The following is a 19,679-nucleotide window of genomic DNA, read 5'->3' on the forward strand; positions in this document are numbered from 1 at the left end:
CGGGCCGGTCGAGGAGCAAACCTCCGGTCCGGCGCCTGCCATTAGACTCTCCGCGACCGTGGACAGGGGGCGAATCGTGGACGACGGTGGATCGACGCAGATCGGCGACGGGGTGTGGGCGTTCGTGCGGGCGCCGGGCGGCTGGGGCGAGGCGAACACCGGGCTCGTCGTCGATGCGGGCACGGCGTCACTGGTGGTGGACACCGCGTGGGACACCCGTCTGGCGCGCCGGATCGCGGAGGCGCAGCAGCCGCTGGTGGCGCGGGCACCGATCACCGAGGCCGTCAATACCCACTCGGACGGCGACCACTGGTGGGGCAACGACACGCTGCCGGCGGCGACCCGCATCACGACCAGTGCGGCCGCGCTGCGCGGCATGCGCGAGGATCTGCCGCCGGCCGCGGTGACGGCGCTGGCGACGGCGGGCCGGTGGCTGGGCGCGGTGCCCGGCCGGGTCGGCGCCGCGGCCGCCTACATGCGCCGGATTCCGGGCGGCGCCCACCTGCCGTGGCGGTCGCCCCGGCTGCCAGACCACACCTTCGACACCGGTCTGCGGCTCGAGGTGGGACAACGTCCGGTGGCGTTGGAACGGCTCGGGCCGTGCCACACCGCCGGGGACGCGATCGTGCACGTGCCGGACGCCGGCGTGGTCTTCGCCGGCGATCTGCTGTTCGTCGGCTCGACCCCGATTCTGTGGCACGGGCCGCTCGAGAACTGGATTGCCGCGATGGATCGGCTGCTGGCGCTGGACGCCGACGCCTACGTGCCGGGCCACGGACCGTTGTGCGGACCGGACGAGATCCGCGAACTGCGCGCCTACTGGGTGTGGCTCGAGCAGGCCGGCCGGGAACAGCACGCGCGCGGCGCCGGGCCGCTCGAGGCGGCCCGGCGGCTGGTGCGCGATCCCGAATTCGTCCGGTGGGGCGACTGGATCCACCCGGAGCGGATCGTCCTGAGCCTGAGCACGCTGTTCCACGGGTGGGGCGGGCATCCCCCGGCGCCGCCCACCGTCGCGCGACGGGCCGGGGCGTTCGCCGACGCCGAGACGCTGCTACGCGAGTCGTCCGTCACGCGGTGACGGGCACGCTGACAGGTCGAACCGAGCGACGAGCCCTCTCTCGTGCTCATTCGAGATCGGGAGCAACCGGTTCGCCCAGAGGCGCGGGCTTGGGCGCTGCCGGCACCCATCCCCTCAGTGGCTGGACGACACCGGCGTAGAACGCATCGGTGGACGACGTCACGCTGGTGATGAACCCGGCGGCGGTTCCCGACCGTCGGCCTCCCATGGGAAAGCTCTGCTGAAGGGTGAAACTGACGATCCGGCCGTCCCTCCCTTCGGTCAGGATCTTGGAATCCGCACGGACGGCGTCGAGATGTTCACAGGTCTCGTTGCCGCGCTCGGAGAACACTGCTTCCACCTGGACATCACCCGGTGCGTCCTTCAGCTGTTTCAGCAACCAGGCCAGGCGACGTGCCGAAGTGCCCTCGTCAGGAGCGTCGATGGTGGTCCGGCACCGAACGCGGTTGGTTCGGAGATCGGCTACTACTACGAGATCGCCGGCCGTTTCCGGAATACGGAGAAGAGCTTCGAGAGTGCCCTCGGACGCCAGCTTCTCTGCGAAGTAGGCGTTCCGCGCACTCGGGTCGTTGCCGTACCGACGAGGCAGAACATGTTTGACAGTCACGCCCAATTCAGCGGTCAACCGGAGTGACAGATGCCGTGCCAGAGACACCCAGGTATCCGCCACCGCTGCGGCCTTCTTGTCACCCGCACGCAAAGTTCCTGAAGCCACGGCATCCCGGACCCCTACCCAATGGCGACCCATGTCGACGAATTCGGCCGCACCGGATCGAGGGTGGTCCAGGTAGCGGAGGAACTCGCCGAGAACCCACGTCTGCAGTGCATCGTCGATACCCCCGTGGGACAAGAGCATGCGAGCTTCGTGCGCTACCTCGGACCAGGACAGATGCCGCAGCGCCACCTTGGCGAGTTTGCGGCGGTCGACCTCGACCGGAAGCTCGCCTGCACTGGCAGGGATGTCGTTCGACAGACTGACGACAACGTCGTACTTGTTCTTCCGCGCGACGTCGAGATAGTTCTCCAACTGGTCCCGTCGGAGTTTGCCGTTCCCCGTCTTGACCTCCAGTAGCGCTGTCCAGAGTTTGGCGCCACGCGACACCTTCAGCACGGCGTCGGGAATCACCTTCGACTCGCCCTGGGCGTACTGCACTTCGCAGTAACCCTCGAACGCGCCTGCCGGCGCCCCGACTCGGGAGCAGATGGCACGGGCAAAAGGACGTACCGCCTGCATAGTCGCCACAAGCGCGGACGTTGCCCTGCGTTCCTGCTCTTCGCCTCCGCCTACTCCGGCTACGGAGAAGAGTCGCGCGGGCTGCCACGCGTCGTGCTCTGCGAGCTTTAACTCGATCGGCTTCGCTTTCGCGGCAGCTCGCCTGGCGGTTCGTACCCCGCGCCGCTTCGTCGCAGGCGCGGCAGGTGTGACGGTACGGTCCTCGACGACATCCGCGACCGGAGCAGTCGGTGCGACCCCGCCGTCGACGAGAGTGGATTCAGGCACTGTGACGGAGGAACCGGAGTCGTGCGCCGGTTCCTCCGGTTCCTCGTCGATGTCGACGCCGAAATCCGTGGCGAGCGCGGCCAGACCGGAATCCCATCCCTGTCCGACTGCACGTACCTTCCATTCTCCGTTGCGTCGATAGATCTCCCCGAAAACGAAGGCGGCTTCGCTGGTCGCATCTGCCGTCATGTACTCCGCCACCGGACGACCCGAAGGGTCGACCACTCGCAGGGTGAGCTTCCCCAGGTCTCCGAAGCTCCCGGTACCGACACTTCCGGCGAGCGCCACGGTGTGTACGTCGGCGGGCACGTCCGAGAGAACTACAGCGATCCGTGCCTGCACTCCCTCCTCGGTTGTACTCGTGCCGAGGAACCGTACGGACCCGTCAGCGGACTCCGGCTGGTTGTAGAAGACGAAGTCCTCGTCCGAGCGCACCTTTCCTTCGGACCCGAGCAACAGCGCCGAAGCATCGACCTCGACCTCCGATTCGGCCCACCCGACGACCACGTCGATCTGCGACAGTTCACTCGGCAGAGCGATGTTCTGTCCCTTGGACAGAATCGGAGATGTCACGGCAAGCTCCCTGAGTCGTCGGTGTCGGTCTACACGAAGGCGTGGCCCCCTGAAGGGATCGCTGCCGGCCCGATATTCGTTGCAACCAAGTGCCGCCCTCGGTCGACAGCGCTACTTGCGGCCCGGCGCCCAGTTCATGCCCCAGCCGTAGGCACGATCGAGGTCGGACTGGCTGCCGTCGACGTATTCGACGAGCCGCGAGACGCTGATCTCGCGGCCGGTGTTCTGCAGCATCGCGATGGCACAGATCCGTGCACCGTTGTTCGGCGAGTCGAGGCGCACCTCGATCTGCGGCCCGGAGGGCGGCGTGAGGGTGACGACGCCGTCCACTGCCGCCCAGTTCGGGGCGCCCTCGTAGATCATCGCGAAGATCAGGATCCGGCGGAATCGTTCGGGTTGTCCCAGGTCGATGCGCATGGTCTCACCGGCGGAGACGGCGCCGGTGCGGTCGTCGCCGTCCAGCGCGATGAACGGAGGTTTCTGCAGCGCACCGAAGCTGTTGCCGAGGGCCTGGACGACACCCTTCGAGCCGTCGGCGAGCTCGTAGAGGCAGCCGAGGTCGAGGTCGACGCCGCGGCCCGCCGCGCCGCCGGTGAGCTTGGCGAGGAATCCCTTCTTCGGTGGGGTCGGGGATCCGGTCTGTGACCAGTTCAGGTTCACCAGGGTGATCCCGCTTCCGGACTTGGCGAGATCGACCGTCGGGGCTGCCTTGGTGAGGCTGATCTTGCTCGGGTCGACTCCGCCCGTGCTGTCGCCGGGGTTCTTCGGGGGCCGGGTGTAATCGATTGCCATGGCTGGAACCTTTCCCTGGATACGAGAACGGGAACCCGCGATTGATCGAACCGATCGCGGGTTCCCGTCGATGTCGTGCGGTCAGGCGGCGACGGACGCCTTCGTCTCCTGACGATTGCGCCGGATGCTGCTGGCGAACGCGGCGCCGATGAGCGCGACCCCCACCAGACCCGTGATGATCTCGTTCACGTGATGGCCGATCGAGTACAGCAGGATGAACGCGAGCGCACCGATCGCCCAGTGCGCGCCGTGCTCGAGGTAGCGGTACTCCGACAGGGTGCCCTTGCGGACGAGAAACACCGTGATCGAGCGGACGAACATCGCGCCGATGAAGCCGAGGCCCAGCGCGATGATGATCGGATCGGAGGTGATGGCGAACGCGCCGATCACGCCGTCGAAGGAGAACGACGCGTCGAGCACCTCGAGGTAGAGGAACAGGAAGAATCCGGCCTTGCCGGTGGCCTTGGCCAGCTGGGTGGGCCCGCCGGTGCCTTCTTCCTCACCTTCCTCGGGGATGTGGAACATCTCGCCGAGGCCGTTGACGGCGATGTAGGTGATCATGCCGAGTACGCCGGCGATCATCACCGTGGCGACCTTGTCCTCGGGGGCGAGGATCGTGGCGGTCAGCACGAGCAGCACCGACGCGACGACGACCTCGAGCTGGTCGAGCTTGCCGGCCCGCGCGAGCGGACGCTCGAGCCACGCGAGCCACTTGATCTCGCGTTCCTCGAAGATGAAGTTCAGGAACAGCATCAGCAGGAACATGCCACCGAAGCCGGCGATCTGCGGGTGTGCTTCGGTGATGATCGTCTCGTAGCTGGGGCTTCCGTCGGGGAAGTACGCGGCGTCGTTCGGCGGTGGGTTGAGGGCGAGGTCGAGTGCCTCGACCGGACCGAGGCCGGAGGCGATCCACACGATGAGCAGCGGGAAGATCAGCCGCATACCGAACACGGCGATGAGGATGCCGATGGTGAGGAAGATCTTCTGCCAGAACTCGCTCATCCGCTGCAGCACGGTGGCGTTGATGACCGCGTTGTCGAACGAGAGCGAGACCTCGAGGACGCCGAGGATCGCGGCGAGGAACAGTGCCTGGGGTCCGCCGTAGAGGAAGGCGACCACCAGGGACACGACGGTGACGGCGAACGATATGCCGAAAATGCGCAGAACCACGAAGCGTGGCCTTTCTGTCTGGATCGGGCGGTGCAGGGTGGTTACTGCAGCAAACTATCGGTGACCCAAGGAAAGCGGCCCCCGGCGACGAAGCCGGGGGCCGGATCCGGGGTCCGGAGGAACGTCAGACGTTGACGCCGTAGTCACGGGCGATGCCCGCCAGGCCGGACGCGTAGCCCTGGCCGATGGCGCGGAACTTCCACTCCGCACCGTGCCGGTACAGCTCACCGAAGACCATGGCGGTCTCGGTGGACGCGTCCTCCGACAGGTCGTAGCGGGCCAGTTCGTTGCCGTTGGCGCGGTCGACGACGCGGATGTAGGCGTTGCGGACCTGGCCGAACGACTGGCTACGGGAGTCGGCGTCGTAGATCGAGACCGGGAAGAAGATGCTCTCGATGTTCGCCGGCACGGCGGTCAGGTCGACGTTGACGACCTCGTCGTCGCCCTCGCCCTCACCCGTGCGGTTGTCGCCGATGTGCTCGATCGAGCCGTCCGGGGACTTGAGGTTGTTGAAGAAGACGAAGTGCTGGTCCGAGACCACCTTCTTGTCGGCGCCGGTCGCGATCGCGCTGGCGTCGAGGTCGAAGTCGGCACCGGTGGTGCTGCGGATGTCCCAGCCGAGGCCGACGGCCACGGCGGTGAGGTTCGGCGCTTCCTTGGTGAGGGAAACGTTGCCGCCCTTGGTCAAGCTGACGCCCATGCGGGGTCCTTTCGATCTGTCGGTCCGGACGAGGTGCCCGGGCGGGCACGCCCGATTTGCGCGTGTCCCACCACCCTAATAGCTGATGCGCGCCCACGCCCCCGCGCTCCGCATGCACACGGGACCGAAGGGCGCGGACCAGTACCATTCGGGGCGTGGCGAGCCGATGGACGCGCCGCCTCTTCGGCGGTGGGAGCACCGACGATCCGGTGGCGCTGCGCGCCTACGACGCGATGGTCGCCGCGTTCCTCGACATGGACCGGCGCCAGTCCGTCGCCGAGGCCGGAGTCACGGCCTCGCACGAACTCGCCCCGCAGCGCGGCCTGCGGCGGGAATGGGAACCCGTCCGCGAAGCGTGCTACCGCGCGGCCGAGACGTACCTGCACCTCTCCCGCACCGAACCGTCCGATCCGCTCGCCCCCGCTCCGGCCTACGAACAGGCCCTGCAGCAGATCGGTCTCGCCACCCGCACCCTCGACGAGTTCTACGACCGCCACCGCGCGCACCTCGAGCACTCGGTCGCGGTGGCCCGGACCGTGCCGCAGCTCGCCCGGCAGGTCCGTACCGAGGCGCAGGCCGCGGCGGCACTGGTGACCGCACCCGAGCATGCGGCATACGCCGACTACCCGTCCGTGCGGGCCGCGGCGGACACGCTCGACGCGGAGATCCGGGCGCTCGATTCGGCCGTGGGAACCGGGGCGGTCCGAACCGCGGCACGACGAGCCGAGGAGGCGGCGACCGCCCTGCGCCGCGCCCTCGCGCAGGCACCGGACCGAGCCGAGTCCGCCCGGAAGGCTGTGGCATCGGTCACCACCCGGCTGTCTGCGGTCCGCACCCGTGCCGAGAGCCTGGCGCCGGCGTTCTCGGCGCTGCTGCGCGAGTTCAACGCCGCCAGCTCGGCCGACCTGGCCGGCAACGAACGCGCCGCCCGCGAGTTCCTCGACCGGGCCGACGCCGACGTGTCCGCGGCGCGAACGGCAGCGGCCGCGAACCGGCCCGAACAGGCGCTGGAGCTGACCGCGGCGGCCCGGGCATCGCTCACCCAGGCCGAACGGTACGTCGACGCCGTCACCGACCGGCTGTCCGTCCTCCGCGAGGTCCGCCGTGATCCGGCCGCGAAGGTGGAGCAGGTACGGTTCCGTCTGCGCGACGCGCAACAACTCGCGGTCCAACGGGGGTTGACCGCAGAATGGGGTTCGGTGCTCGACGCGCAGCTCGATCGGATCGACAGGGCAGTCGGTTCGCTCACCGGAGTACACCCCGACTACTGGGCGTACGTCCGGGAGCTCGACGCCGTTTCGCGCTTCATCGCCGGTGTGGTGCAACGAATGAGAGGACGAACGGACGAGGTATGAGTGGGGGAACCTTCACCGACATGCGCACGATGCATCATTTCCACCACCTCGACGGCGCGGCCCGGGACACCTTGTTCCTGCATCCGCCGCAACCGTTCTCCGATGCCGACGAGCGTGAGCGGCTCGCCGTCGCGCTCGGGGCGACCCTGTACGTGCCCGCCACCCGCTCGGATCTCGCCGCCACGGTCGCGCGCCGCGGCGGGGAGGGCGTCGCCTCGATGGTGATCGACCTCGAGGACGCCGTCGCCGATCACGAGGTCGAGGACGGCCTGCGCAACGCGGTCGCCACCCTCGACGCCCTCGCCGGCACCGCCGCCGCGACGATGCTGCTGTTCGTCCGGGTGCGCACCCCCGACGGTGTCGACCGCATCGCCGACACCCTGGGACCGGGCGTCGCCGCGCTGACCGGATTCGTCCTGCCCAAGTTCACCGCGGCGTCGGGTCCGGCGTTCCTCGACGCCGTGGCTGCGGCCTCGGAACGGCTGGGCAAGCCGCTGTACGCGATGCCGGTGCTCGAATCCGCCGAGCTGGTGCACCGGCAGACCCGCGACGGCGAACTCCAGCAGATCGCCGCGCTCCTCGCCGGGCACCGCGACCGCGTGCTGGCCGTGCGGATCGGCGCCACCGACATGTGCGGCACCTTCGGCATCCGCCGCGACCGCGACCTGACCATCTACGACGTGCGGGTCGTGGTCGACGTCATCGCCGACGTCGTCAACTACCTGGGCCGCACCGACGGCACCGGATTCGTCATCACCGGTCCGGTCTGGGAGTACTTCGCCGATCACGAGCGCATGTTCCGCCCGATGCTGCGGGCCACGCCGTTCGCCGAGCACGACGCGGTGCTGTTCCGGCAGCAGCTCGTCAGCCGGGATCTCGACGGCCTGCTGCGGGAGATCGCCCTGGACCGGGCGAACGGCATCCAGGGCAAGACCGTGATCCACCCCTCGCACGTGGCGGCCGTGCACGCGCTGTCCGCCGTGACGCACGAGGAGTACCACGACGCGATCGACATCCTCGGCGGTGACGCGGGCGGCGTACAGGCCTCCGGATACCGCAACAAGATGAACGAGCGGCGCCCGCACCGCACCTGGGCGGAGCAGACGTTGCTGCGCGCGTCGGTGTTCGGCGTCACCAACAAGGGAGTGACTTTCGTGGACCTGCTGACGGCACTGGTGGACCGGTGATCACCGGAGTGCGGTCGCCTTGGGCGACGGAACAGTTCGGGCTCGAGCTGCAACACCTGGCGTCGGCCACCGGCGACACCGTGCCGGACCTCGTCGTGCCGGGACTGCGCCGCAATCCTCGTCGCGCGCACCTGCTGGTCTCCACCGTCCTCGGCAAGCACATCCCCACCGAACCGGCCGCGGTGATCGGCGCGGGCGACCGGCTCGGCGATCTCGTCGCGGACCTGCTCGGCTCCGCCGCGTCCGATGCGGTGGTCCTCGGTTTCGCGGAAACCGCAACGGGACTGGGCCATTGCGTGGCGAGCCGGTTGCGGGCACGTTGCTACCTGCACTCCACCCGCCGCGACGTGCCCGGCGCCGGCACCTTCGCCGGATTCGAGGAGGGCCACTCGCACGCCACGTCGCACCTGCTCCAGCCGACGTCGCCGGAACTGTTCGCCAACGACGCGCCGCTGGTCCTGGTGGACGACGAGATCTCCACCGGGGCAACTGCGGTCGATGCCATCCGGGCCCTGCACCGGCACAGTCCCCGCGCCCGGTACGTCGTCGCGTCGCTGGTGGACATGCGCACCGCCGAACACCGTCGCGCCGTCGCCGAAGCGGCCGCCGGGCTCGGTGTCCGCATCGACCACGTGAGCCTTGCGACGGGGCACACCGTTCTCCCCGGCGGACTCACCGAGCGGGTGGGCGCGCTACCGGACCCGGACCTGAATCCGGTTGCGCCGGAACGCGGCACCGTCGACTTCGTCACGCTGCCGTGGCCGGCGACCGTGCCCGACGGCGGCCGGCACGGGTTCCTGCACACCGACACCACGGCCTTCGACACCGCGATCGACCGCACCACCGACGCCGTGACCACCGCCCTGACCCCGGGACGCCCGGTCGTCGTCGTGGGTCACGAGGAACTGATGTACCTGCCGCTGCGCATCGCCGACGCGCTCGCCGGCAGGGGGGTTGCCACGCGATTCCAGACCACCACCCGTTCCCCCGCATACGTCCGGGACGTGCCCGGCTACCCCCTGCGCCGCGGATTCACCTTCACCGCACCCGAACCGGACGACGTCCCGCGCTATCTCTACAACGCGCGGTGGCCGGAAGGGGAAGGCGCACAGCTGCTGCTCGTGCTCGACGACCCCGCCGACACCGACCGTCTGCGCGCCGACGGTGGCCTGCTCGACGTGCTGACCGCCGCCGGGGAGGACGTGGTCGTGGCCGTCGTGCCCGCCACCGATCCCGCCGTGCTGCGCGCCGACCGGGAGGAACGATGACGACCCCGTTGACCGGGCCCGGCTTCGGCTCCTACGCCCCGGACGAGGTGAGCTGGCTCCTCAAGGACCTCTCACACGTCGCACTCGAGGCCGACGTCGCCGAACGCGAGCGCCGCATCCAGGCGGGCCTCGCCCACTACGCCGAGTCGCTGCCGATCGAATACCAACCCGATGCCGCCTACCGCGAGCTGTTCGACAAGGTGCTCGCCGCGACGGCGGGGCGCCTCGCGCACGCCGTCGGCACCGTCACCGAACTGCTGCTCGCCGAACGGGGCCGGGACCTGACGCTCGTATCGCTGGCCCGCGCAGGCACTCCCGTCGGGATCCTGATCCGCCGCTGGGCGCAGCGGCACCACGGACTGAACCTGCCGCACTATGCGGTGTCGATCGTGCGGGGCCGTGGGATCGACTTCGCCGCCCTCGACCACGTGACGGCACGGCACGATCCGGCCTCGGTGGTGTTCGTCGACGGCTGGACCGGCAAGGGCGCCATCGCCCGGGAACTCACGGCGGCCCTGGCCGAGTACCGGGCCGCGGGCGGCCCGGAGCTTTCCGACGACCTCGCCGTGCTCGCCGACCCCGGGTACTGCGTGCGGACCTACGGCACCCGCGACGACTTCCTCATCGCCTCGGCATGCCTGAATTCCACCGTGTCCGGACTGGTTTCACGCACCGTCCTCAACGACACCCTGATCGGTCCGGGCGAGTTCCACGGCGCGAAGTTCTACGCCGAACTCGCCGGCGAGGACGTCTCGGCCGTCCTCCTCGACACCGTCGCGGCCGAGTTCGGCGACCGGGACGCCGCGGTCACCGCCGCCGGGAACATCCTGCGCTCCGATCGCACCCCCACGTGGGCGGGCTGGGAGTCGGTGGAGAAAGTGCGGGCCGAGTACGGCATCTCCACCGTCAACCACGTCAAACCCGGTGTCGGCGAGACCACCCGGGTGCTGCTGCGGCGCGTGCCGTGGCGGGTGCTGGTCCGCGAGGCCGACGCCGAGGAGCACGCGCACATCCGGATGCTCGCCGCAGCCCGCGACGTGCCGGTGGATGTCGTTCCCGACCTGGCGTATTCGTGCATGGGCCTGATCAAGGATCTGCCGTGACCACCACCCTCGTCGCCACCGACCTCGACCGCACGATGATCTACTCGCGCGCCGCGATGGGCGAATCGCCCGTCCCGGACGGCGATCTGGTGTGCGTCGAGCACTACGACGGCGCGCCCCTGTCGTACCTGACCGTCACGTCCGCGCAGGGCCTGCGCGACCTGGCCGCCGCGGCGGTGGTGGTGCCGACCACCACGCGCACCCCGGAACAGTTCCGGCGCATCGACCTGCCCGGTGCGCCGTGGCGGTACGCGATCACCAGCAACGGCGGCATGATCCTCGCCGACGGGGTACCGGACGCCGGTTGGCGGCAGGCAGTGGACACGGCCGTGCGCACCGAGGGCGCCGGACTCGACGAGGTCACCGCCGAACTGCGCCGCCGCATCTCCGACGACTGGGTGCACAAGTTCCGGGTCGCCGACGAACTGTTCTGCTATCTCGTGATCGACGTCGCCGCGCAGCCCGTCGGCTTCCTCGACGAATGGGACCACTGGTGCCGGCGCCGCGGATGGAACGCGTCTCAGCAGGGCCGCAAGCTGTACACGATGCCGTCGGCGGTGTGCAAGAGCCGCGCGGTCGCCGAGGTCCGCCGACGTCTGGTCGACGACGGCACGCTCGTCCCGGACGCCGTCGTACTCGCCGCCGGGGACGGCGCGCTCGACGCCGAGATGCTGACCGCCGCCGACGCCGCGATCCGGCCGCGCCACGGCGAACTCGAGGCGCTGGACTGGCGGCACCCGACACTGACGGTGACCCGGCAGGCGGGGATCCGGGCCGGCGAGGAGATCCTCGCCTGGTTCGCCCGATCCGCCCGGATCGGCGCGGCTTCGTACAGTGACAATGACGCCCCGCATTTCCCGAGACAGAGTTACCCGAGACAGAGTTACCAGTAACAGTGTTTCCAGTAACAGTGTTTCCAGTAACAGTGAGGACCCCACCCGTGCCCGTATCTCTCGCCAAGGGTCAGAACGGCCCCCTCACCGCCACCGACGTCGTCGTCTCGCTCGAGCTGACCACCCCGGCCGACCTGTCTGCCCTGTTGGTCAAGCCCGACGGCAAGGTGCGCTCCGACGCCGACTTCGTCTTCTTCAACCAGCCCACCGGGCCGGGGGTGCGGCTCGTGCCGGGCGCTCCCGGACAGGCCGCCTCGCTGGCCGTGTCGCTGAACCAGGTGCCGGCGGACATCGACCAGGTGCGTGCGGTCATCACCCTCGACGACGCGTCGAGCAGCTTCGGCCGCTTCGCCCCGCCGACCGCGCGGGTCGCCGACACCGCGGGCACCGTCCTCTACGAGTACCGGATCGACGGACTGAGCAGCGAGTCGATCGTGATCGCCCTCGAGCTGTACCGGCGGCAGGGCACCTGGAAGGTCCGAGCCGTCGGCCAGGGCTACGCGGGCGGATTCGCCGCCCTCGTGACCGACCACGGCGTGAGCGTCGACGACGCGCCGGCCGCCGCCCCGCAACCGGCGCAGCCCGTCCCGCCTGCACCCCCGGCAGCGCCGCCCGTCCCGCCGGCCTACGCCACCCCGCCGGCGACCGCCCCGCAGCCCTACCCGCAGCCGGCCCCGCCGCAGCCGTACGTGCAGGCCTCCGCGCCGCAACCGGCGCCGGACGCCCAGCCCGAGGTCAGCCTCACCAAGAGCCGGCCCGTCAGCCTCGTCAAGGGCCAGAAGGTCACCCTCCGCAAGGAGGGCGGCGTGGCCCTGACCTACCTGCGCATGGGGCTGGGCTGGGACCCGGTCGCGAAGCGGGGCCTGTTCGGCAATCGTGCCGCCGACATCGACCTCGACGCGTCGGCTGTGCTGTTCGCCGACCAGAATCTCGTCGACGTCGCGTACTACGGGCAGCTGCGCTCCAAGGACGGCTCGATCCAGCACCAGGGCGACAACCTCACCGGCGAGGGCGCCGGCGACGACGAGGTCGTGCTCGTCGACCTCACCCGCGTACCCGCCCACATCACGACCGTCATGTTCATCGTCACCTCGTACAAGGGCCACACCTTCGAGCAGGTCGCGAACGCGTTCTGCCGGCTGGTGGACGGCACCAACAACGCCGAGCTGGCCCGCTACACCCTGCAGGGCGGCATGCCGTTCACCGGCATGGTGATGGCCAAGGTGTACCGGCAGGGGCAGGACTGGAAGCTCCAGGCCATCGGCGAGGGGATCCAGGCCAAGCATCCCGGTGAGGCCGCGCCGCAACTCGGCCGGTTCCTGGTGTCCTGACGCCGTGACGGGGAGATTCACGGCGCTGGGGCGCTGAGCCCGGGGTCGAACCGGACATCCGCGCGGGGTTGTGCTCCTTGCGCGCGTCCGTACCCGCGCAAGAAGCACTTCTACGCGCAGGGACAGTCGCCCATTGCCCGACCCCCGACATAGGCACTCGCTATCGGTCGCTGTGGATCTTGGACTTTGTCCCCTCGACGCGGCGGTGGTCGACTGATCGGGCACGGCGGGCCCGGCATCGAGGCGCTCGCCGAACGGAACGAGGAGTGTGATGTGAGCGGTCTGCACCTTCCGCAGCGGGTCCGGCAGCACGCGGCGGAACGGCCGGACGCACTCGCACTGACCTGCGGCGACACCACCGTCACCTTCGCCGAGCTCGACGGGCGCACCAACCGGGTCGCGACCGCCCTGAACGGGCTGGCCCGGCGCGGCGGGCGGATCGGGGCCCTGCTGCGCATGCGCCTCGAGGCCGCCGAGACGTTCGTCGCCTGCGGGAAGGCGGGGCTGGTGTTCGTCCCCCTGAACTGGCGGCTCACCCCGGCGGAGGCCGCCCGCATCGCCGAGGACGCGGAACTCGACGTGCTCGTCGTCGAATCCGGGTTCGCCGCGGCAGCGGAGGCGATCCGTGCCGCGCTGCCCGGCCTGCCCGTCGTCCTCGTCGACGCCGAACCCGGCGACGAGCTGCTGCCGGGGGCGTGGACGTGGCAACGACTCGCCGGTAGCGGCACGGACGACGATCCCGGCCGCGGCGACGATCCCGACGCGGTCCTGTTGCAGCTCTACACCTCCGGCACCACCGGCACGCCGAAGGGCGTGCTCATCACGCACCGCAACCTCCACAACGACGAGGAGGGGCAGCGCATCTACCACTGGCAGCCCGAGTCGGTGGCGCTGAACGCGATGCCGCTGTTCCACATCGCCGGCGCCGGCTGGCTGAGCACCTGCCTGTCCGCCGGGGTGCACGCCGTCCTGCTCGGCGAGTTCCATCCGCGCACCGTCGCCTCGCTCGTCGAGCAGCATGGCATCACCCACGCGTTCCTGGTGCCCGCGACCGTGCAGATGCTGCTCGACCTGCCCGACCTGGACTCGTTCGACCTGTCGAGCCTGCAGCTGATCTTCTACGGCGCCTCCCCGGTCACCCCGACGATGCTGCGGCGCGCCGTGCGCACCCTCGGCTGCGGCTTCGTCCAGCGTTACGGGATGACGGAGACGAGCGGGTCCGTCACCGCACTGCGCGTCGAGGACCACGACCCGACCGGTCCGCGCTCCTACCTGCTGCGCTCGGCGGGCCGCCCGATGCCCGGGGTGGAGATCGCCATCCGCGACGTCGTGACCGGGGAGGACCTGCCGGTCGGACAGTCCGGCGAGATCGTGTGCCGCTCCCGGCACAACACGTCCGGCTACTGGCGGCGCCCGGAGGAGACCGCGGCGCTGTTCACCGACGACGGGTTCCTGCGCACCGGCGACGCCGGCCACCTCGACGAGGACGGCTTCCTGTTCGTCACCGACCGGGTGAAGGACATGATCATCACCGGCGGCGAGAACGTCTACCCGATCGAGGTGGAGTCGGTGCTCGCCGAGCATCCCGCCGTCGCCGAGGTCGCCGTGATCGGGGTGCCCGACCGCAAGTGGGGCGAGGCCGTCACCGCCGTCGTGCGGGTGGCCGACGGTACCGCCGCGCCGGACGCGAGCGAACTGGTCGCGTTCACCATCGGCCGGCTCGCCTCCTACAAGAAGCCGCAGCGCATCCACTTCGTGAGCGAGCTGCCGCGCAACGCCGGCGGCAAGATCCTCAAACGCACGCTGCGCGACAGCCTCGCGGAGGACGTGTCATGACGGCGGTCGAGGTCGTCGGCGTCGTGCAGCAGGAGGCGTGGCGGCGCGGTGAGCTGCCGCCGGTCGAGCAGGTCCGGCCCGGGCTGTGGTCGATTCCCGTGCCCATGCCGAACAATCCGCTGCGCTACGTGCTGGTCTACGCCCTGGCCCTGCCCGACGGCCTGGCCCTGATCGACGTCGGCTGGGACTCGGAACAGTCCTGGCAGGCCCTGGTCGACGGGATCCGGCAGACCGGGCACGACGTCACCGAGGTCCGGTTCGCGGCGATCACCCATCTGCACCCCGACCATTTCGGTCTGGCGCCGCGGCTGCGCGAGGTCAGCGGTGCCGCGCTGGCGATGCACGCCGCCGACGCGTCGCTGCTCGGCCACCACACCGCGACGGACCGGGAAGGGTACGCCGCGTCGTGGGCCCGGCAGCTGGCCCGGCTCGGAGCGCCCGAGGAGGTCCGATCGGGCGAGGTCATGGAACTGGTCCGCTTCGGGCCGTGCGAATCGCTCGACGTCGTACTCGACGACGGCACCCCCCTCGACCTGCCCGGCTGGGATCTGCGCGCCGTGTGGACGCCCGGCCACACCCCCGGTCACCTGTGCTTCGTCGACGACACCCACGAACTGGTGTTCAGCGGCGACCACATGCTCCCCCGCATCAGCCCCAACATCTCCACCATCCCGGGTGAGCTGCCGAATCCGTTGCACCGCTACCTGCTGTCGCTGCACGCCACCGTCGGCCTGCCCGACGGTGAGGTCTTCCCCGCGCACGAATACCGTTTCCGCGGTGTCGCTTCCCGGGCGCAGGCGCTGCTCGGCCACCACGAGGAACGGCTGGACGAGATCGCCGACGTCGTCTCCCGGCATCCCGGATCCACGGCATGGGAGGTCTCCACCCGGATCTCGTGGTCCCGGCCGTTCGAGACGATGTCGCCGCGGCTGCGCCGGCTCGCGGTGCGCGAGACCGACGCCCACCTGCTGGTTCTCGCCGACCGGGGAGTGGTCACCGGATGCGGCACCGATCCGGACCGCTGGACGCCGGCCGTGGCCACCCCCGTACGATAAGCGAGTGGACCTTCACCTCATCACCTACTTCGTCGCGGTCGTCGACCGAGGTGGGATCACGAAGGCCGCCCAGTCCCTCTACATTTCGCAACCGTCGCTGTCGCAGGCCATCCGGACTCTCGAACGTCGGCTCGGCACAACCCTGTTCGACCGCACGGGACGCCGGCTCACGCTGACAGAGGACGGACGCCGCCTCGACGTAGCGGCCCGCCGGATCCTCGCCGACGTCGAGCGTGCGAAGGCGAAGGTGGCCGCGGTACGCGAACTCGTCTCGGGCCGCGTCGACGTGGTGACGTACTCGTCGTTCTCCTTCGATCCGATGATCGAGCTCGCGCGCCGCTTCCGTGATCGCTACCCGCACATCCTGGTGCGGATCGTCGACGCGGACGGCCCGGGCGGTGTGCACACCGCGCTGCGACGCGGGGAGGCCGAGATCGGGGTGACCGACCTGTCGGTCGAACACGCCGGCATGATCACCGTGCCGCTGTTCGAACAGGAACTCGTGCTCGCCCTCCACCACGACCTCGCGGCCGACCTGCCGGATCCGGTCCCGCGCGTCCGTGTGCGGGACGTGCCGCTCGTCGTCGATGTCGGTGACCGCACCAACGCAGCGAAGGCCGGTGAGCTGCTCGCCGAGAACGCCGCCAACGTCGTCGTCGACTGCGCCCACCCGGCGGCGACGTGGGAGCTGGTGTGCCTGGGCACCGGCGCGACGGTGGTGCCCAGGCCGGTGGCCGAACAGCAGATGCCCACGGTGACGGTGCGGCCCCTGGAACCGCCGCTGACGCGGCCGGTCGGGCTGGTGCTGCGTGCGGGTGAGCCGTCGCCGGCCGCGGCGGCGTTCCTCGAGGTCGCCTCGACACTGCGACAGGGAGCGTAGGACTGTGGATTTCCGGCAGGTGGAGTACTTCCTCGCGGTCGTCGAGAACAACGGCATCAACGGGGCGGCGGCCGCGCTCGGCGTCGCACAGCCGACGGTGTCGCAGGCGCTGCGCAGCCTCGAACGCGAACTCGGCGTCGAGCTGTTCCACCGCATCGGCCGCGGCATGGTCCTCACCGCAGCCGGGCGCAGCCTCGTCGGCCCGAGCCGGCAGATCCTGCGCGACGTGACCGCCGTCGAGGAGTTGCTGACCACGTCCGACGGCGCGGTCGCGGGCCGGCTCGACATCATGGCGTTCCCGTCGCTGTCCGTCGGACCGCTGGTGGAACTGATCGCCCGGTTCCGGCGCGAGTATCCGAAAGTGGCGGTGCGGCTCTCGCCGCTACGCGACGAGGAGCAGGTCGCGTCGTTGATTCGCGATGGCCACTGCGAGTTCGTCGTCGCGCACCTGCCGCTCGAGGGCGGTGACGGACTCGAGGTGATCGAACTCGGCGAACAGGAGTACTGGCTGGCGTATCCGCCGGGGTTCGAGGTTCCGGAGGGCCCGATCCACCTGTCCGAATTGCCGGACATTCCCATGGTGTTCGCGCCGACGGGCGCCTCGATGGTCGACGCGGTGGAATCGGCACTGCGCGCGGCCGGCGCCCGGCCGGAGATCTCCGTGCTCGTCGGCCAGCGCGAGGTCCGGCTGCCGATGGTGGCGGCTGGACTCGGCGGGTCGATCGTGGATCGGGTACCCGCCGAGGCCGCCGGGGACCGGGTCGTGGTCCGCGCATGCGAACCGCGGCTGGCGCGCGCGTACGGACTCGCCTTCGACCCCGCCTCTCTGTCGGCGGTCGGTCAGGCGTTCGTCGACCTGGTACGCCGGCGCTGACGCGCCGCCGGCGCTGACGCGCCGGTGCGCCCTTTGGGCGGCCCTGGCAACCCAAAGGACACACCGGCGGCTACGCCGCCTTTTCGAATACCGCGGCCAGGCCCTGGCCGCCGCCGATGCACATCGTCTCGAGGCCGTAACGGCCGTCGCGGCGGTGCAGCTCGCGGGCGAGCGTCGCCAGCATGCGGCCGCCGGTCGCGCCGACGGGGTGGCCGAGGGAGATGCCGGAACCGTGGACGTTGGTGCGTTCGAAATCGGCTGCGCCGAAATTCCATTCGCGGGTCACCGCGAGCGCCTGCGCCGCGAACGCCTCGTTGAGCTCGATGACGTCGACGTCCGCGAGGGTGATGCCGGCCTTCGCGAGGGCCTTCTCCGTGGCCGGGACCGGGCCGATGCCCATGATCTTCGGCGCCACGCCGGCCAGCCCCCAGGACACGACCCGAACCAGCGGGGTCAACCCCAGCTCCGCGGCCTTCTCCGGGGTCGTGACCAGGCACATCGATGCGGCGTCGTTCTGGCCGCTGGCATTGCCGGCGGTGACCGTCGCCTCGGGATCCTGCTTGTCCATGATCGGCTTCAGCCTCGCCAGCGACTCGACGGTGACGTCCGGACGGGGATGCTCGTCGGTGTCGATGACCTCGTCGCCGGCACGGGTGGTGACGGTGACCGGCACGATCTCCTCGGCGAGGATGCCGTTCTTCTGCGCGGCGACGGCCCGGGCATGGGACGACACGGCGAGTTCGTCCTGCTCGAGCCGGCTGATGCCGTAGTCGCGGCGCAGGTTCTCGGCGGTCTCGATCATGCCGCCGGGCACCGGGTAGTGGCGTCCGCCCGCGGTGGCGCGGGCCCGCACCAGACTGTCGTGCATCTGCACACCGGTGCGCGCACCGCCCCAGCGCATGTCGACGGAATAGAACGAGGCGTTGCTCATCGACTCGGCACCGCCGGCGACGACGACGTCGTTGTCGCCGTTGCCCACCTGCAGCGCTGCCTGGATGACGGCCTGCAGACCCGAGCCGCAACGACGGTCGATGTGCATGCCCGGCACCGTGATCGGGAGTCCGGCGTCGAGCGCGACGACACGGCCGATGGCCGGCGCTTCGCTGTTGCCGTTGCAGTGGCCGAGGATGACGTCCTCGATCGAGTCGGGGGCGATCCCGGTGCGGTCGAGCAGGCCCTTCAGGGCGGCGACACCGAGGTCTACGGCGTTGAGGGACTTGAACATTCCACCGTAGCGACCGATGGGGGTGCGGACGGGCTCGCAGATGACGACTTCGCGCATGACGACCTTCGGGAGAGGAGAGGGATAGTGAAAGAGGCGGTGAGACAGGGACTCACATGAAGCGGCCGCCGGTGACCTCGAGCACCGTGCCGGTCATGTAGGAGGACATGTCGGAGGCGAGGAACAGGGCCACGGATGCGATCTCGGACACCTCGCCCGGTCGGCCCATGGGAATCTCGCTCATCTTCTGATCCCACGCCTTCTGCGGCATGGCCTCGGTCATCGCGGAACGGATCAGGCCCGGCTGGATCGCGTTGACGCGCACGCCGTGGTGCGCCATCTCCTTCGCGGCGGCCTTGGTCAGGCCGACGATACCTGCCTTCGCCGCCGAGTAGTTGGTCTGACCGACCATCCCGACCTTGCCGGAGAGCGACGAGATGTTGACGATGGCGCCGCGCTTGGCGTCGCGCATGATCGCCGACGCCTTGCGGGTGCCGTGCCAGGTGCCCTTGAGGTGCACGGCGATCACCAGGTCGAAGTCCTCCTCGGTCATGGTGCGCATCGTCGCGTCGCGGGTGATGCCGGCATTGTTGACGACGACGTCGAGCGAGCCGAATCCGTCGACGGCCTCCGCGAGGAGCGTGTCCCACTCGTCCGCGTTCACGACGTCGCACCGCACCGCGCGGGCCACGTCGCGGCCGCCGAGCTTCTCGGCGGCGGCCGTGGCGGCGTCGAGGTCGAGGTCGCCGAGGACCACCCGGGCGCCGGCGTCGACGAACTCCTGTGCGATTGCGAAACCGATGCCCTGAGCGCCTCCGGTGACGACGGCGGTTCGGTTCTCCAGCAGTGACATGAGGTTCC

Annotated in this window: 17 protein-coding genes; 11 read left to right on the plus strand and 6 right to left on the minus strand. The window is 70.0% G+C overall.

Annotated features, from left to right (window positions below):
* The first annotated feature begins 76 nt into the window (after positions 1-76).
* Positions 77-1,078 carry an MBL fold metallo-hydrolase gene (locus RR3_RS04300; RefSeq protein WP_064065632.1) on the plus strand — a complete coding sequence of 334 codons (1,002 nt, stop codon included), beginning with the start codon at positions 77-79 and terminating at the stop codon, positions 1,076-1,078.
* A 46-nt stretch (positions 1,079-1,124) separates the two neighbouring features.
* Here RR3_RS04300 and RR3_RS04305 read toward each other — a convergent pair whose 3' ends face one another.
* The 4 genes from RR3_RS04305 to RR3_RS04320 form a co-directional block, all read right to left on the minus strand.
* Complete coding sequence (locus RR3_RS04305) at positions 1,125-3,152, minus strand: TerD family protein (protein WP_064065631.1); 2,028 nt, start codon at positions 3,150-3,152, stop codon at positions 1,125-1,127.
* A gap of 111 nt (positions 3,153-3,263) precedes the next feature.
* Positions 3,264-3,944 (minus strand): TerD family protein, encoded by a 681-nt coding sequence (locus tag RR3_RS04310; RefSeq protein WP_010594096.1) that lies wholly within the window; start codon positions 3,942-3,944, stop codon positions 3,264-3,266.
* 81 nt (positions 3,945-4,025) lie between these two features.
* On the minus strand, positions 4,026-5,114 hold the full coding sequence (locus tag RR3_RS04315; RefSeq protein ID WP_010594097.1) for a DUF475 domain-containing protein: 1,089 nt from the start codon (positions 5,112-5,114) through the stop codon (positions 4,026-4,028).
* Positions 5,115-5,238: 124 nt separating this feature from the next.
* Positions 5,239-5,814, minus strand: a complete 576-nt coding sequence (locus RR3_RS04320) for a TerD family protein (RefSeq protein ID WP_017680109.1) — start codon at positions 5,812-5,814, stop codon at positions 5,239-5,241.
* A 233-nt stretch (positions 5,815-6,047) separates the two neighbouring features.
* On the opposite strand from RR3_RS04320, the gene RR3_RS04325 reads away from it, so the two are divergent.
* The 10 genes from RR3_RS04325 (at position 6,048) to RR3_RS04370 (ending at position 17,596) form a co-directional block, all read left to right on the plus strand.
* A complete protein-coding gene (locus RR3_RS04325) occupies positions 6,048-7,169 on the plus strand; it encodes a hypothetical protein (protein WP_026137611.1) in 1,122 nt (373 codons plus the stop codon).
* Complete coding sequence (locus tag RR3_RS04330; protein ID WP_072786347.1) at positions 7,166-8,356, plus strand: HpcH/HpaI aldolase/citrate lyase family protein; 1,191 nt, start codon at positions 7,166-7,168, stop codon at positions 8,354-8,356. The genes RR3_RS04325 and RR3_RS04330 overlap by 4 nt, the downstream gene beginning before the upstream one ends.
* Positions 8,353-9,624 (plus strand): phosphoribosyltransferase family protein, encoded by a 1,272-nt coding sequence (locus RR3_RS04335; RefSeq protein WP_029540004.1) that lies wholly within the window; start codon positions 8,353-8,355, stop codon positions 9,622-9,624. Before RR3_RS04330 ends, RR3_RS04335 begins: the two co-directional genes overlap by 4 nt.
* Entirely contained in the window at positions 9,621-10,727 is a 1,107-nt protein-coding gene (locus RR3_RS04340) for a cysteine protease StiP family protein (RefSeq protein ID WP_064066797.1), read from the plus strand. The genes RR3_RS04335 and RR3_RS04340 overlap by 4 nt, the downstream gene beginning before the upstream one ends.
* Before the next feature lie 35 nt (positions 10,728-10,762).
* Positions 10,763-11,620: an HAD family hydrolase gene (locus tag RR3_RS04345; RefSeq protein ID WP_234420221.1), complete on the plus strand. Its 858-nt coding sequence runs from the start codon at positions 10,763-10,765 to the stop codon at positions 11,618-11,620.
* Positions 11,621-11,667: 47 nt separating this feature from the next.
* Positions 11,668-12,951: a TerD family protein gene (locus RR3_RS04350; RefSeq protein WP_040269938.1), complete on the plus strand. Its 1,284-nt coding sequence runs from the start codon at positions 11,668-11,670 to the stop codon at positions 12,949-12,951.
* Between the two features lie 273 nt (positions 12,952-13,224).
* Entirely contained in the window at positions 13,225-14,787 is a 1,563-nt protein-coding gene (locus tag RR3_RS04355; RefSeq protein ID WP_048771368.1) for a long-chain-fatty-acid--CoA ligase, read from the plus strand.
* Positions 14,784-15,842 carry an MBL fold metallo-hydrolase gene (locus RR3_RS04360; protein ID WP_010594105.1) on the plus strand — a complete coding sequence of 353 codons (1,059 nt, stop codon included), beginning with the start codon at positions 14,784-14,786 and terminating at the stop codon, positions 15,840-15,842. Before RR3_RS04355 ends, RR3_RS04360 begins: the two co-directional genes overlap by 4 nt.
* A 4-nt stretch (positions 15,843-15,846) precedes the next feature.
* Positions 15,847-16,722 (plus strand): LysR family transcriptional regulator, encoded by an 876-nt coding sequence (locus RR3_RS04365; protein ID WP_010594106.1) that lies wholly within the window; start codon positions 15,847-15,849, stop codon positions 16,720-16,722.
* Between the two features lie 4 nt (positions 16,723-16,726).
* Entirely contained in the window at positions 16,727-17,596 is an 870-nt protein-coding gene (locus RR3_RS04370; protein WP_026137612.1) for a LysR family transcriptional regulator, read from the plus strand.
* 70 nt (positions 17,597-17,666) lie between these two features.
* Here RR3_RS04370 and RR3_RS04375 read toward each other — a convergent pair whose 3' ends face one another.
* Entirely contained in the window at positions 17,667-18,878 is a 1,212-nt protein-coding gene (locus RR3_RS04375) for an acetyl-CoA C-acetyltransferase (RefSeq protein ID WP_017680117.1), read from the minus strand.
* 52 nt (positions 18,879-18,930) lie between these two features.
* Positions 18,931-19,671, minus strand: coding sequence for a 3-oxoacyl-ACP reductase FabG (gene fabG, locus RR3_RS04380; protein WP_010594110.1), 741 nt, complete (start codon positions 19,669-19,671; stop codon positions 18,931-18,933).
* Positions 19,672-19,679: the final 8 nt, after the last annotated feature.

The sequence above is a fragment of the Rhodococcus ruber NBRC 15591 genome (assembly GCF_001894945.1).
Classification (GTDB): Bacteria; Actinomycetota; Actinomycetes; order Mycobacteriales; family Mycobacteriaceae; genus Rhodococcus; species Rhodococcus ruber.